Source organism: Ferrovibrio sp., assembly GCF_036381655.1.
Lineage (GTDB): Bacteria > Pseudomonadota > Alphaproteobacteria > Ferrovibrionales > Ferrovibrionaceae > Ferrovibrio.
This window is the reverse complement of record NZ_DASVCJ010000082.1, coordinates 14,069-28,497: the sequence shown is the minus strand read 5'-3', so window position 1 is coordinate 28,497 and position 14,429 is coordinate 14,069. Positions and strand designations below refer to the sequence as shown.

The window sequence follows — 14,429 nt, the reverse complement described above, 5'->3', positions numbered from 1 at the left end:
GCCAGCGGATGCGTTGCCTGACGCTACACTCTCCCACTCAACGTCGCATCGCATTGGCTAGACATTCGATCATTCGCTTGCCAATCTCATATGATGCAACTGCTTCACTAAATGTGGCGTGTGATGGGATTCTGCCTTCATGTGCAATTCGTGACGCCAGACAATAACACTATTCTAGCTCGATAGAATGCTCCGCTTTGATCTGCGCAAAGCATCTTCTTCAGCTTTTTCTACATTGTTCTTAAATCTGCGGACATATCTCGCGCCAAATCTATCGACATCCTCACGTAAGTTTCTATAACGGATGACTATGTCTCCCCCTTTGAGCATATCTGCAATTCCACTGAGGGTATAATCCGACGGGTAAGTGGCTATGTCGTGCTGAACATGGATTTCATCCTCATCATCTTCGCGGTCAAAGTCGATTTCGCTGTATGCTGCGTCGGCATTAATCGCATCCACTTGCGTCGGCGGCGAACGCATGGTGCAGGCGGTGATCAGGGCCGAGCAGAGCCGACTCGCCGTCAACTATCAGGCGCAGAAGCTCTTTGCCGCCGAGGGCGGGGCCGCCGAGAGGCGGGTCGGCATATGAGAGAGACATATGAGAGAGACGGGCGAAAACGGGCAAGGCCCCGGTGCGCGCCTGGCATCGAATTGGCCCGCCATCGTGCCGCCCTTGGCTGCCGCTTGGCGCGCACTTGTCATGCAATTGGCTCGAATGGGCTGCAATTGGTTCGCAACTGATCGTGATGCAGCGATGCGGATGGGCGCTCCGTGCTTGATAACCCGTTGTTCGGGCTCTAGTTCGGCCCGACATGCTCCGGTGCGGGCGGGCCGTCTGCGCCTTGCCGGGCCGGCAGCGATGTCTCAATCTGTCCATCGTTCAACCTGGAGTCCCGCACGATGATCGACCTCTACTACTGGCCGACCCCGAACGGCCACAAGATCACGCTCTTTCTGGAAGAGACCGGCACGCCCTACACGATCAAGCCGGTCAATATCAGCAAGGGCGAGCAGTTCCAGCCGGACTTCCTCAAGATCTCGCCCAACAACCGCATGCCGGCCATCGTCGATCACGAGCCCGCCGACAAGGGCGCGCCGATCAGCGTTTTCGAATCCGGCGCGATCCTGCTCTATCTGGCCGACAAGTATAAGAAGCACATCCCGCAGGATCTGCGCGGCCGCGTCGTCTGCACCGAATGGCTGTTCTGGCAGATGGGCGGCCTCGGCCCCATGCTCGGCCAGAACCATCATTTCAGCCAGTACGCGCCCGAGAAGATCGAGTATGCGATCAACCGTTATGTCAACGAAACCAACCGGCTTTACGGCGTTCTGAACAAGCGGCTCGAAGGGCGCGAGTTCATCTGCGGCGACGAATACACCATCGCCGACATGGCCGCCTATCCCTGGATCGTGCCGCATGAGCGCCAGGGCCAGAAGCTGGAGGATTTCCCCAACCTGAAGCGCTGGTTCGACAGCATCTGGGCCCGCCCGGCCACCAAGATCGCCTACGAAAAGGGCAAGGCGGTGAACCAGGGCGTGCCGACCGTCACCGAGGAGGCCCGCAAGGTCCTGTTCGGCCAGACCGCCGCCGTGGTGAAGGGATAGCGCGCTCAAAACGACCGTGCCATGGCCGGGCTCGTCCCGGCCATCCGCACGTTCTTTTGCATGAAAAAATGGATGCCCGGAACAAGCCCGGGCATGACAAAAAAGTGGAACCGAGAATGCAAAAACCTGCCGTCCATATCGCCGATACCGACGAAAAGATCGCTGCCTGTTTCCCGGTCATGCACGAGCTGCGGCCGCATCTGAAGGACGCCGCCGAACTCGTTGAGCGGGTCAGGCGCCAGCAGCAGCAGGGCTTCGTGCTGGCCTATGCGACGGACGGCGACGGCCTGCCGGCCGCCTGCATGGGCTTTCGCCGCCTGGATCGCCTGGCGCATGGCGCGGTGATCTATGTCGACGATCTCGTCACCAGGGCAAGCGGCCGTTCGCGCGGCTTTGGCGCGCTGCTGCTCGACTGGGTCGAGGCGCTGGCCCGCAAGGAAGGCCGCCAGGTGGTCGATCTGGACAGCGGCACGCATCGCACCGAGGCGCACCGCTTCTATTTCCGCCAGCGCTACAGCATCTCCAGCTTTCATTTCGTGAAGAAGCTGTAGGGTGAGCAAAACAATGAAAAGGAGTCTTTCGTGATCGATCTTTATGTCTGGGGCACGTCGAATGGTCGCAAGGTTTCCATCATGCTGGAGGAAACCGGGCTGCCCTATCAGGTCTTTCCGATCGACATCACCAAGAACGAGCAGTTCGCGCCCGACTACAAGCGCATCAACCCGAATTCGAAGATTCCGGCCATCGTCGATCACGATCCGCTGGCCGCCTACGGCAAAGGGCCGTTCACGCTGTGGGAGTCGGGCGCGATCCTGATCTATCTCGCCGAAAAGACCGGCCGGTTCATGCCGCAGGATGCGCGCGGGCGCATGATCGCGATCCAGTGGCTGATGTTCCAGATGGGCGGCGTCGGTCCCAATTTCGGCCAGGCGCATCATTTCCGCCGCGCGGCGAAGGAGCAGGTGCCCTATGCGCTGAAGCGTTTCGATACCGAAGTGGCGCGGCTGTATGGCGTGATGAACGAACGCCTGGGCGAGAGCGCCTATCTCGCCGCGGCGGACTATACGATTGCCGATATCGCCACCTATCCCTGGGTGGCGCGGCATGACTGGCAGGGCATCGACCTTGCCGCCTATCCGAACGTGCAGCGCTGGTTCGAGGCGATCAAGGCGCGTCCCGCCGTGCAGCGCGGCTTCGAGGTGCCGTAGGACCGGGAGGCGGGGGAGGCGGCGGTGACGGCCCGGCGGATCGCGTTCTGGTTCGATTATGCCAGTCCGTATGCCTATCTGGCGGCATCGCGCATCGCTGCCTTGCGCGATCTGCGGCTGCCCGGCGCGGCGATCGACTGGCGGCCGTTTCTGCTCGGTCCGATCTTCCAGCGCCGGCCGCAGAATCCCGGCCCGTTCCAGGAGGTCGCCCCGGCCGAACGCGCCTATCGCTGGCGCGATATCGAGCGTTCGTCGGCGCTCTACGGTATTGCCTGGCGGCGGCCCGAGCGCTATCCGCCGAATGGTTTGCGCGCGGCGCGGCTGACCCTGGTGGCGCAGGATCAGGGCTGGGGCGAGGCATGCATCCGGGCCGTGTTCCGCGCCGCCTTCGGCGAGAACCGGGATATCGCCGATCCGGCCGTGCTGGCCGCCATTGTCGATGCCCTGGGCCGCGACGGCGCCGATCTGATCGAGCGGGCGCAGCATGACGCCGTCAAGCGGCGCCTGCGGGATCAGGTCGAGGCGGCGATGGCGGCAGGCATATTCGGCGCGCCGACCCTGGTGCTGGACGACGGCGAGATGTTTTGGGGCAATGACCGCCTCGAACAGGCTTTCGATTGGGCGGCAAAACCCTGGTTTGACAAATGCGAGACGAAGGAATGACGGAAGCGATTTCGGAAAATGCCGCCATCTTGGAGAATGCCTCGGTGCGCCGCGTGCGCGATGCGCTGCGGGCCCTGGGCGCGGGCGAGCGGGTCATCGTACTGTCCGATTCCGCGCGCACCGCGCAGCAGGCTGCCGATGCCCTGGGCTGCCCGGTCGGCGCCATCGTCAAGTCGCTGGTGTTTTCCCATGACGGCAAGGCGGTCATGGCGCTGGTCGCCGGCGACCGGCAATGCGACCTCGCGGCGCTCGGCCGGGCGCTCGGGCTGGGCGCTGCGCCCAAGCGCGCCGATGCCGATCTGGTGCGTCGGGCGACCGGTTTCGCCATCGGCGGCGTCGCGCCGCTGGGCCATGCCGAGACGCTGCCCATCGCCATCGATGCCAGCCTCGGGCGCTTCGACAGGCTGCATGCCGCCGCCGGCCACCCGCATGCCGTTTTTCCCTTGAGCTATCAGGAGTTGCTGGATTGGACGGGCGGCGTGGCAGCGGAGGGTTTGGGCAAGGCATGAAGCGGGCTTGATCGTTGACAGAGCCACCCCGCGCCCTTAGAAGGGGCCCCGCATACGCCGTGTTAATACCCACTCGCGTGCGGAGGGGTGGCCGAGTGGCTGAAGGCGGCGGTTTGCTAAACCGTTATACGGCGTCAAGCCGTATCGAGGGTTCGAATCCCTTCCCCTCCGCCACTTACCTGTCTGTTCCGACCGGCTCATGCCCCGTTGTCTGGTCGCGCAGCCTTGCGACGCCGGCGCGCGTGAAGTGAGGGTGTGATGCATTCTGGTTTCTCCCGCAGGTCGCTGCTCAAGGCCGGTGCCGCAATGGGTATCGCGGCCTTGCTGCCGCGCGCCGCGGCGGCGGCCGCCGGCGATGGTCCGGTGACGCTGACGGCGGGCGAGATGCCGCATCTGCTGCCCGGCTGTTCCGAGCCGAGCCGGTTCTGGGGCTATAACGGCACCTGGCCGCTGGAGCTGCGGGTGCGGCGCGGCCAGCCTTTCGCAGCCGTGCTGAAGAATGCGCTGCCCGAGCATACCGCGATCCACTGGCATGGCCTGCGCATTCCCTTCGCGATGGACGGCGTGCCGTATTTCAGCCAGGACCCGGTCGAGCCGGGGCAGAGCTTCCGCTACGCGTTTACGCCGCCCGATCCGGGCACCTTCTTCTTCCATCCGCATTGCGACACGGTCGCGCAGCTTGGCCGCGGGCTTGCCGGCGTGCTGATCGTGGAGGATCCGCGCGATGCCGGCCTGTTCGATCAGGAACAGACGCTGGTGATCAAGGACTGGCGCGTGCGCAAGGACGGCAGCTTCCGGGAATTCAGCACCGCGGCGGGCGCCGCCAAGGCCGGCACGTTCGGCAACCTGCGCACGGTGAATGGCGGCGCGGCGCCCACTATCGTGGTGCGGCCCGGCGCGCGGTTGCGCCTGCGGCTGCTCAATATCGACCTGACGCGGATTCCCATGCTGGGCCTGCGCGGCGCCGAGCGGGCCATGGTGGTCGCCACCGACGGCAATGCCTGCGCGCCATTCGCGGTGGATGGCTGGCGGCTCGGACCGGCGATGCGCGCCGATCTCGCCCTAGTGATGCCCATGAGGGAAGGCGCCGAAGCCTTCCTGGAGGACATCTGGAGCAGCAAGCCGCATCTCCTGGCCCGGATCGTCACCAGGGGCGAGGCGGTGCGGCGCGATCCCGGGCAGCCGCTGACCTTGCCCGCGGCCGAACTGCCCGAGCCGGACCTGAAGGCGGCAGGGCGGCTGGATTTCTCGCTGCTGGCCGGCCACGAGGATGCCGGGCTCGCGGCCTGGGCGAAGGAGAACGGCGGCGGCCTGGACGATCTCTGCCTCACCCGGCAGGTCTTCTGGTCGATCAACCGCCAGGCCTGGCCGGGCATGGGGCCGGGGCTGAAGGCCGACCCGCTTTTCGAGCTGAAAAGCGGCCGCAGCTATGTGGCGGAAATCTTCAACGGCACGCCGCATACCCACCCGATGCATCTGCACGGCCATACATTCAAGGTGGTTGGCTCGACCGAGGAGGATGTGCGCCCGCATTGGTGCGATACCGTGCTGGTGCGGCCCAAGGAGCGGGTCAGAATCGCCTTCGTCGCCGGCACGCCCGGCGACTGGATGTTCCATTGCCACATCACCGAGCATCAGGAGACCGGGATGATGGGCTATCTGCGGGTGATTTAGGCCGGGTTTTCCGGCGAATCCCGCCGCCGCGACCGATTAATTCTTTTTAATCCGCCTTTCAGTTCCGGCGAAACCCGATTTCGTCATCTTGTGTTTGAGAGTTCTTCCCAGCGCAGGAGTAGACCAATGACCGAATCGCATTCCGCCCAGCCGAGCCGGAGCAAGCGCGCCATAGCGGCCGCGCTGCTGGCAACCACGATCTTTGCCGGTGGCGGCGGCTGGCTGGCCGCCCGCGGCTTCAGCCAGGATGCCATGGCGCAGACCATCCAGCCGATACAGCCCTCGGCGCCGATGCAGAGTTTCGCCGACCTGGTCCAGCGCGTCCGGCCCGCCGTGGTCAATATCGCGACCACCGAGAAGGCGCCGCCGCAGATGCAGCAGCGCATGCCGAACTTCCCGCCCGGCTCGCCGTTCGAGGAATTCTTCAAGCAGTTCTTCGACCAGCAGCAGCGCGGCCCGCGCCATGCCCTGGGGTCCGGCTTCCTGATCAGCTCGGACGGCTACATCGTGACCAATAACCATGTGGTCAAAGGCGCGACCAAGATCGAAGTCACGATGTCGGATGGCACCACCTATCCGGCCGAAGTGAAGGGCACCGATCCGAAAACCGATGTGGCGCTGCTCAAGATCGACGCCAAGAAGGAATTGCCGCATGTGGTGTTCGGCGATTCCGAGAAGGCGCGCATCGGCGACTGGGTGGTCGCGGTGGGCAATCCCTTCGGCCTGGGCGGCAGCGTCACCGCCGGGATCATCTCGGCCAGCGGCCGCGAGATCAACGCCGGCCCCTACGACAACTTCCTGCAGATCGACGCGCCGATCAATCCGGGCAATTCCGGCGGTCCCGTGTTCAATCAGCGAGGCGAGGTGATCGGCATCTCCTCCGCGATCTACACGCCGAGCGGCGGCAATGTCGGCATCGGCTTCGCCATTCCGTCCAAGCTGGCCAGCCATATCGTCGAGCAGCTCAAGTCGAGCGGCAAGGTCGAGCGCGGCTGGCTCGGCGTGCAGATGCAGCCGATGACGGATACCCTCGCCAAGGCGGTCGGCCGGCCGAACGACAAGGGCGTGATCGTCAGCATGGTGACGCCGGATTCGCCGGCCGAGCGTGGCGGCGTCAAGCAGGGCGACGTCATCATCGGCATTAATGGCGACACGATCGAACAACCGCGCGATCTTGCCCTGGCGGTGGCCGATCTGAAGGCGGGCGACAAGGCCAAGCTCCAGGTCTGGCGCAACGGCAAGGAGCAGACGCTCAACGTCACCATCGGTTCGCAGCCGGCGGATCAGACCGCCTCGGCCGGCGAGGAAAGCAGCGACGACAAAGTCGGGCTGGCGCTGGCGCCGCTGACGCCGGAGCTGCGCGGCCAGCTTGGCCTGGAAAGCCAGGTCAGCGGCGTGGTGGTCGCCGATGTCGTCTCCGGCAGCCGCGCCGAGGAAAGCGGCGTGCATCAGGGCGACGTGATCGTCCAGGTCGCCGGCGAGAAGGTGAGTTCGCCCGATCAGGTGGCCAGCAAGATCCGCTCCGCCCGGCGGGCCAAGAAGGAGGCCGTAACCCTACTGGTGCTCCGTGGCGGCACCACGTATTATCTGGCCCTGCCACTCGCGTAACGATTGCGGCCGGGGCGGACGGCTTGCCCCGGCCCGTTCTGGCCTCAGACGGCCCGGTGCTTCATGAAGGTTCTACTGGTCGAAGACAATCCGAAAGTCAGCCAGTTCGTTTGCAAGGGGCTCGCCGAAGGCGGGCATGTCGTCGATCATGCCGATAACGGCCGCGACGGCCTGTTCATGGCGACCTCCGAGACCTACGACGCGCTGATCCTCGATCGCATGCTGCCGGGCGGCGTCGACGGCCTCGGCATCATCGAGGCCCTGCGCAAGACCGGCAACCGCACGCCGATTCTGATCCTGAGCGCGCTTGCCGATGTCGACGAGCGCATCCGCGGGCTCAAGGCCGGCGGCGACGATTACCTGACCAAGCCTTTCGCCTATGGCGAATTGGAAGCGCGCCTTCTGGCCCTCGTGCGGCGCGCCCATAAGAGCGAGACGCAGACCACGTTGGAGGTCGGCGACCTCAAGCTGGACATGCTCTCGCGCAAAGTGAGCCGCGCCGGCCAGCCGATCCAGCTCAAGCCGCGCGAATACAAGCTGCTCGAATTCCTCATGCGTCACGCCAACCAGGTGGTGACGCGGACCATGCTGCTGGAAAATGTCTGGGATTATCATTTCGATCCGCAGACGAACGTGATCGACGTCCATATCAGCAATCTGCGTCAGAAGATCGATGCCGGCTTCGACCGGCCGCTGCTGCACACCGTCAGGGGTGCCGGTTACCGCCTGTCGACGGATGACTAAGCTGCTGCGATCCACCTCGCTGCGGCTGGCGCTCGCCTATGCCGCGCTGTTCGTCGTATCCTCGATATTGCTGATCGGACTCCTGTGGTGGACGACGGCGGGCTATCTCGAGCGCGAGACCGATGCGGTGATCGCGGCCGATGTCAGGGCGATCGGCGACCGTCTGAAGGATTTCGGCGTGCCGGGCGCGATCCAGACCGTCAATGAACGCGTGCTGGCCGATACGGATCAGAAGGCGATCTACCTGCTGACCGATCCCTTGCTCAATCCGCTGGCGGGCAATCTCGATGCCTGGCCGCTGAAGATCGGCCGGACACCGGGCTGGTACGAGATGGATCTCGTCTATGAGAACCATCTGCATGCAACCCGGCTGCTGCATGTGGTGCTGCCGGGCGATTTCCAGCTGATCATCGGCCGCGACGTGCAGGAGCGCATCGCCATGCGGGCGCTGTTCCTGCGCGGCGTCGTCTGGGCCGTGGTGGCGGCCTTCCTTCTGGCCGTGGTCGGCGGCCTGATGATCCGGCGGGTCGTGCTGCGCCGCATCGAAACCATCAACCGCACGGCGGGCGCTATCATGCAGGGCGATCTTGGCCGGCGGGTGGCGCTGCAGGGCGGCGATGACGAATTCGATCACCTGGCCCTTACGATCAACAAGATGCTGGATCAGATCCAGCAGCTTGTCGAAGGCGTGCGCAATGTGTCGAATGCCGTGGCCCACGACCTGAGAACGCCGCTCGCCGAATTGCGGGCGCGGCTCGAGGCGCTGCTGCGGGAAAAGCCGGCTGCGGAGCGGATGCTGGACGAGGTGGGCGAGGCAGTCGCCGACATCGACCGGCTGATCGGCACATTCAACGCCCTGCTGCGGCTTGCCGAGGTCGATTCCGGATTGCAGCGCGCCGGCTTCACCAAGGTCGATCTGAAGCCGCTGATGGAGGATGTGGCGGAACTCTATGGCCCTTCGGCGGAAGCCAAGGGAATCTCCTTGCGCCAGGACATCGCTGCCGATCTGCAGGTCGACGGCGACCCCTACCTGCTGGCCCAGGCGGTGGGCAATCTGCTCGACAATGCTGTGAAATACACGCCCGCGGGCGGCACCATCGCTCTCGCGCTCAAAGCCGGCGAGGACGGGTATTGCCGCATCGGGGTCAGCGACAGCGGCCCCGGGATTCCTGAAGCCGAGCGTGCACTGGTCACCAGACGTTTCTACCGCGGCGATCTAAGCCGCAGTACTAGCGGTGCCGGCCTCGGCCTGAGCCTGGTCGAGGCGGTGGTGCGGCTGCATGGCGGCAGACTGGCGCTGACCGACAACAGCCCGGGTTTGATGGCCGTCATCAGCCTGCCGCTGCCAAGTATGAATTCGAATTAATGCGCCTTTCACCCAGCTGTTAGCGACGTTTTGGCAGTCTGTGCGCGTTGTGGTCATAGGCCAGTCAGACAGGCATAAGGAGGACCACCATGCGTATCCGGTTTACGAAATTGATGCTCGCAGCCACCGTCGGGCTTGCGACATCGGCGATGATCGCCGGGGCTGCCTCGGCGCAGAACAAGCCGATGGACATGAGCCCGTCGCAGACCAATTCCGGCCCGTCGCAGATGAGCCATGCGAAGATGCATGAGCTGAAGCAGATCGACGTTCCCGGCCGGCCGGTTCCGAAGACCAAAGGCGAGCGTCAGTATGATGCTCGCGCCACTCGTGCGCTGAACTTGCTGATGGCTGGCGGTTATACGGACTTCCAGAATTTCCATCAGCAAGGCGATGATTTCGCCGCAACCGTCGTCCAGAACGGCAAGACCCAGACGGTTCTGGTCGACCCGGATAACGGCAAGATCGAAACCTCGGCCAGTTAAGCCTCCCTTTCCCCCCCGTCAATCGCGTCTTCTTCGCCCTTCCAAGGCAACTTGGAAGGGCTTTCTCTTGCCGTTCACAGGCCGGCGATTTCTGCTATCGTGGCCGGGCGTCATTGCGGGAGTCAGCATGTCCCATAGCCACGATCACCATCATCATGACCATCACGAAGGCACGGTGCTTTCCGAGGTCGAGCTGCGCGTCCGTGCCCTGGAATCCGTCCTTGTCGAGAAAGGCTATGTCGATCCGGCCGCGCTGGACATCCTGATCGAGACCTACGAGACGAAGGTCGGGCCTCACAATGGCGCGCGGGTCGTCGCCAAGGCCTGGAGCGATCCGGCCTATCTCGAATGGCTGCGCAAGGATGCGACGGCGGCGATCGCCTCGCTCGGCTATAGCGGGCGGCAGGGCGAGCATATCGTTGCCGTGGAGAATACGCCGCTCGTCCATAACATGGTCGTCTGCACGCTCTGCTCCTGCTATCCCTGGTCTGTGCTGGGATTGCCGCCGGTCTGGTACAAGTCGGCGCCCTATCGATCGCGGGCGGTTCTCGATCCGCGCGGCGTGCTGCGGGATTTCGGCATCGAACTGGCGCCGGAGAAGCAGATTCGCGTCTGGGATTCGACCGCCGAGATCCGCTACCTCGTGATCCCGGAACGGCCGGCCGGCACCGAGGACTGGGCCGAGGCGGATCTGGCCAAACTGGTCACGCGCGACAGCATGATCGGCACCGGTTTCGCCAAAGCGCCGGCGGAGGTGTCGCGATGAATGGCGCTGCCGATATGGGCGGCATGATGGGCTTCGGCCCGGTGCAGCCCGAAAAGAACGAGCCGATTTTTCATACCGAATGGGAGCGGCGGGCCTTTGCGCTGGCGCTGGCAATGGGCGCCACCGGGCAATGGAATCTCGATATGTCGCGCGCCGCCCGTGAAAGCCTGCCGCCGCCGAAATATCTGGCGAGCAGCTATTACGAGATCTGGCTGGGCGGCATGGAGAAACTGATGGCCGAGCGCGGCCTGGTGACGGGGGACGAAATCGCCGCCGGCAAGATGCTGCATCCGCCCAAGCCGCTGCCGCGCATCCTGAAAGCGGAGGCGGTACCAGGAGCCCTGGCCAAAGGCAGCCCGACCGAGCGCGCAGCCACTTCGCCGGCAAAATTCAAACTCGGCGACAAGGTCCGCGCCAGGAACATGCATCCCGTCACCCATACGCGATTGCCCCGCTATGTGCGCGGCCATATCGGCGTGATCGAACTGCTGCATGGCGCGCATGTCTTCCCCGACAGCAATGCCCTGGGGCAGGGCGAGCAGCCGCAATGGCTGTATACCGTACGGTTCGCCGGGACCGAGCTGTGGGGCGCAGCGGCCGATCCGACCCTGTCGGTGTCGGTCGATGCCTGGGAGAGCTACCTGGAGCCGGCATCGTGAGTGGCGCAGCGAAAGGACCGGATCATCGCATTCTGCCTGATCTGCCTTGCGACGCGGAGGGGCCGGTCTTCCGCGCCCCCTGGGAAGCACAGGCTTTCGCCATGGCGGTGGCGCTGCACCAGAAGGGTCTGTTCACCTGGCCGGAATGGGCGGCGGCGCTGAGCGCCGAGATCAGGGCCGCGCAGGCTGCCGGCGATCCCGATACCGGCGAGACCTATTACCGGCATTGGCTGAATGCGCTGGAACGGCTGGTGGTCGAGAAAGGGGCGGCCTCGACCGATGGGCTGCAGGAGCGGGCCAAGGCCTGGGATCGCGCGGCGCGAGCTACGCCGCACGGCCAGCCGATCGTACTGAAAGCCTAGGCGAGGGGCGGCAGAGGCGGGAGCGGCCGGCGCGCCACCTCGTCGGCGTCCTTCGGCGCCATGCCGAGCCCGCGCAGGATGCTCGCCGCCACAGCGCTGATGTGGCTGCGCCCGGCGGCGCCTGTCAGCAGACTGCGTATTGCCGCCATGTTGGTGCCGCTGATCAGGTCCATCGCGGCTTCCTTGCTGGCGACGTGAAAGCGCTTTTGCCGAATGCCCAGCATGAGGTCGGCATGGATATAGGGGCGAATCTTTTCGTCCCAGACCTTCGACGACAGGGCGACCGACAGCATGAAGCGCGCCATCTGCGGCTGCTCCAAGGCCAAGGTCATGTAGTTGCGGCCACCGATTGCCATGCGCTCGGCGCCATCTTCGATATGGGCGTAGCTGGCGGAAATCCGCTCGCAAAAGCTGACGCCGTACTGGATGGCCGCCGCTTCGAGAATCGCTTCCTTGGTGGGGAAGTAGTTGTAGAAGGTCCCGTTCGCGACCCCCGCTGCCGCGGTGATTTCCTGGATCGCCGCGGCGTCGAATCCCCTTTCCGCAAATACCTTGGCGGCAGCCAGCAGGAGTTGCTGGCGGGTTCGCTCGCGCTTGGGCAGCGGCGGGGCGGTTTTTTTGGCGGTTGACAAAATGAGAAACCTCTCATAAATGACAAGACTCTCAATATGAGAGTTATCTCATATTTACCTTAACGATGCGTTACCGGAAGGGAAAGCCATGCAGCTGGGGTATCTGGTCTTCGAAGTCCGCAACCTGAAACGCTGGCAGGAATTCGCCGGCACGATCCTCGGCTGCATGGAAGGCGATCGCGGCGGCGAGGCGCTGGGTCTTAGGGTCGACGACGCTGCCTACCGCCTGCTGCTGCGCGAAGGCAAGGCCGACGACATCGTGGCGCTGGGCTGGGGATTGCAAGACCGGCCGGAACTGGCGCGGCTGGCGGACCGGCTGAGGGCCTGCGGCGTTGATGCCATCGAGATGTCCGCCCGGGACTGCGAAGCGCGCGGAGTCGAAGCGGGGCTTCGGTTTGCCGATCCGCTGGGGCTGATCAACGAGGCCGTCGTCGATCTGCCGCGCGCGAAAAGCAGCTTCCGTTCCGAAACCATGCCGGGCGGCTTCACCGCCGGCGATCTGGGGCTGGGCCATGCCGTATTGAGTACCGGGCACAGGGCTGCCGAGCTCGAGCGGTTCTATATCGAGGCACTCGGTCTTGCGTTGACGGAGAACATCGCCACCAAGGTCGGCCCGCTCCGGGTCGAGGGCGTCTTCCTGCATTGCAACCGGCGCCATCACTCGCTGGCGCTGATCGCGGTCCCCAGCCGCAAGAGGCTGCTGCATTTCATGCTCCAGGCCAATCGGCTGCGCGATGTGGGCCTTGCGCTGGAACGGACCAAGGCGGCGGGGATACCGTTGAGCCTGGAATTGGGTCAGCATCCCGATCCCGACGGTACGATTTCCTTTTACGCGGCGACGCCGTCCGGCTTCGATTTCGAGATCGGCGTCGGCAGCGGCGAGATCGATCCGGCCAGCCATCAGCCGGAGGTCAAGACCCGGACCAGCGACTGGGGCCATGCCCCGAGCGCAAGGCTGAAGCTGCGCGGCGCTTTCGACTTGCTGGTCGACCGCTTCCGCCGGGCTGCATGAATACAGCTAGATCGTCGCAGGCAGCGGCACGCCGAGCTTTTCGGCCCAGGGTTTCAGGCTCGGCATGATCTCTGGATGCAGGGCCACGCCGCTCTGCTGCTGTTCGCGGCGCAGCTTCAGGCCGCGTTCGCCAGGCAGACGCACAGCCGGATCGCCAGGTTTCACCGGCGCGGTGCGGCAGGCCCGGCCCAGCCACTCGGTTTCGCGCTGAAAGGCTTCTCTGCCGCCGAAAGCCGCCGGGTCGATCACCTGAACGAAAACGCTGGCGCCCCATTGCTTCGGCGCATCGGCGCGGCCATGGCCGCTCAGAGCGGAGGTCAGCATCTCCACCAGCAGGCCGAGCGCGAAGCCCTTATGGCCCAGATCCATGCCGCCGAGCGGCAGGATGGCGCCGGGCGGATCGGCAAGGAAGCAGGCCGGATCGTCGGTGGCGTTGCCTTGGTTATCGACCAGCCACGGGCCGCCCAGCTTGCCGCCCTGGCCAAGCCGATTGAGCCGGTTGACCATGCCGTTGGTGGTGGTCGAGGCGCTGATGTCGAAGATCACCGCGTCGTCCTCTTCCAGCGGCCAGCCGCCGGCGATCGGATTGGGGGTGTAGCGGCCGGCAATGGCGCCGAAAGGCGCGACCGACCCGGCAGCCGGATCGGAGCAGGCGAGCAGAAGCGCCATGCCTTGCTCGATGGCGCGCAGGGGATAGGCGGCCAGGCAGCCGATATGATGCGAGCGGCGGATCGCCACCGTGCCGGTGCCGTAGATCTTCGCTCGCTCGATGGCGGCGTCGATGGCTTCCAGGGCAAGCCAGGGCCCCGGCAGGCAGCCGCCATCCCAGGTGAGCGCCGCCGGCCGCTCGGCGAGTACAATGGGGGTACCACTTTTGGCCATGCGGCCGGCCTCGACCTCACCGAGATAGCCGCCAAGCAGTTGCAGCCCGTGGGTGCTATGGCCCATCAGATCGCCTTCGACCAGAATGCGGGCCGTCGCTTCGGCTTTGTCGGTATCCAGCCCGGCCTCGACCAGCAAGGCGATGGCAAAGGCGGTGAGGGCGTCTGCGCTGTAGCGTGTGGTCATCGCTCCATCCGAAAAAGAAAACGGCGCGCCATCGAGAGCGCGCCGCTGTGAACGAAAGTCAGGACCGA

The 14,429-nt window shown here is 64.8% G+C and carries 17 protein-coding genes and 1 tRNA gene; 15 read left to right on the top strand and 3 right to left on the bottom strand.

Going from position 1 to position 14,429, the window contains the following annotated elements:
• Window positions 1–174: 174 nt before the first annotated feature.
• Window positions 175–483, bottom strand: coding sequence for a hypothetical protein (locus VF194_RS18800; RefSeq protein ID WP_330892736.1), 309 nt, complete (start codon window positions 481–483; stop codon window positions 175–177).
• 420 nt (window positions 484–903) lie between these two features.
• On the opposite strand from VF194_RS18800, the gene VF194_RS18795 reads away from it, so the two are divergent.
• The 14 genes from VF194_RS18795 (at window position 904) to VF194_RS18730 (ending at window position 11,649) form a co-directional block, all read left to right on the top strand.
• Window positions 904–1,608 (top strand): glutathione binding-like protein, encoded by a 705-nt coding sequence (locus VF194_RS18795; protein WP_330892735.1) that lies wholly within the window; start codon window positions 904–906, stop codon window positions 1,606–1,608.
• 116 nt (window positions 1,609–1,724) lie between these two features.
• Entirely contained in the window at window positions 1,725–2,159 is a 435-nt protein-coding gene (locus VF194_RS18790; protein WP_330892734.1) for a GNAT family N-acetyltransferase, read from the top strand.
• A 30-nt stretch (window positions 2,160–2,189) separates the two neighbouring features.
• On the top strand, window positions 2,190–2,816 hold the full coding sequence (locus VF194_RS18785; RefSeq protein ID WP_330892733.1) for a glutathione binding-like protein: 627 nt from the start codon (window positions 2,190–2,192) through the stop codon (window positions 2,814–2,816).
• A 24-nt stretch (window positions 2,817–2,840) separates the two neighbouring features.
• Entirely contained in the window at window positions 2,841–3,479 is a 639-nt protein-coding gene (locus VF194_RS18780; RefSeq protein WP_330892732.1) for a 2-hydroxychromene-2-carboxylate isomerase, read from the top strand.
• Entirely contained in the window at window positions 3,476–3,988 is a 513-nt protein-coding gene (locus VF194_RS18775; protein WP_330892731.1) for a YbaK/EbsC family protein, read from the top strand. Before VF194_RS18780 ends, VF194_RS18775 begins: the two co-directional genes overlap by 4 nt.
• An 81-nt stretch (window positions 3,989–4,069) precedes the next feature.
• Window positions 4,070–4,162: transfer RNA gene (locus VF194_RS18770), tRNA-Ser, on the top strand.
• Between the two features lie 84 nt (window positions 4,163–4,246).
• Window positions 4,247–5,662: a multicopper oxidase family protein gene (locus tag VF194_RS18765; RefSeq protein WP_330892730.1), complete on the top strand. Its 1,416-nt coding sequence runs from the start codon at window positions 4,247–4,249 to the stop codon at window positions 5,660–5,662.
• 126 nt (window positions 5,663–5,788) lie between these two features.
• Complete coding sequence (locus VF194_RS18760) at window positions 5,789–7,270, top strand: DegQ family serine endoprotease (RefSeq protein WP_330892729.1); 1,482 nt, start codon at window positions 5,789–5,791, stop codon at window positions 7,268–7,270.
• Window positions 7,271–7,333: 63 nt separating this feature from the next.
• The gene (locus tag VF194_RS18755) at window positions 7,334–8,014 is read left to right on the top strand and encodes a response regulator transcription factor (protein WP_330892728.1); all 681 of its coding nucleotides are present in this window, start codon (window positions 7,334–7,336) and stop codon (window positions 8,012–8,014) included.
• Entirely contained in the window at window positions 8,007–9,380 is a 1,374-nt protein-coding gene (locus VF194_RS18750; RefSeq protein ID WP_330892727.1) for a HAMP domain-containing sensor histidine kinase, read from the top strand. The genes VF194_RS18755 and VF194_RS18750 overlap by 8 nt, the downstream gene beginning before the upstream one ends.
• Window positions 9,381–9,469: 89 nt before the next feature.
• Window positions 9,470–9,862 (top strand): hypothetical protein, encoded by a 393-nt coding sequence (locus VF194_RS18745; RefSeq protein ID WP_330892726.1) that lies wholly within the window; start codon window positions 9,470–9,472, stop codon window positions 9,860–9,862.
• Window positions 9,863–9,989: 127 nt separating this feature from the next.
• Window positions 9,990–10,628, top strand: coding sequence for a nitrile hydratase subunit alpha (gene nthA / locus VF194_RS18740; RefSeq protein WP_330892725.1), 639 nt, complete (start codon window positions 9,990–9,992; stop codon window positions 10,626–10,628).
• Window positions 10,625–11,287 (top strand): nitrile hydratase subunit beta, encoded by a 663-nt coding sequence (nthB, locus tag VF194_RS18735; RefSeq protein WP_330892724.1) that lies wholly within the window; start codon window positions 10,625–10,627, stop codon window positions 11,285–11,287. The genes nthA and nthB overlap by 4 nt, the downstream gene beginning before the upstream one ends.
• A complete protein-coding gene (locus VF194_RS18730; RefSeq protein ID WP_330892723.1) occupies window positions 11,284–11,649 on the top strand; it encodes a nitrile hydratase accessory protein in 366 nt (121 codons plus the stop codon). The genes nthB and VF194_RS18730 overlap by 4 nt, the downstream gene beginning before the upstream one ends.
• Here VF194_RS18730 and VF194_RS18725 read toward each other — a convergent pair.
• Complete coding sequence (locus VF194_RS18725) at window positions 11,646–12,281, bottom strand: helix-turn-helix domain-containing protein (RefSeq protein WP_330892721.1); 636 nt, start codon at window positions 12,279–12,281, stop codon at window positions 11,646–11,648. The two genes, VF194_RS18730 and VF194_RS18725, sit on opposite strands and share 4 nt — an antisense overlap.
• An 88-nt stretch (window positions 12,282–12,369) precedes the next feature.
• Here VF194_RS18725 and VF194_RS18720 point away from each other — a divergent pair, with 88 nt between their 5' ends.
• The gene (locus VF194_RS18720) at window positions 12,370–13,293 is read left to right on the top strand and encodes a VOC family protein (RefSeq protein WP_330892720.1); all 924 of its coding nucleotides are present in this window, start codon (window positions 12,370–12,372) and stop codon (window positions 13,291–13,293) included.
• A gap of 6 nt (window positions 13,294–13,299) precedes the next feature.
• Here VF194_RS18720 and VF194_RS18715 read toward each other — a convergent pair whose 3' ends face one another.
• Entirely contained in the window at window positions 13,300–14,361 is a 1,062-nt protein-coding gene (locus VF194_RS18715) for an Ldh family oxidoreductase (protein ID WP_330892719.1), read from the bottom strand.
• Between the last annotated feature and the right edge of the window lie 68 nt (window positions 14,362–14,429).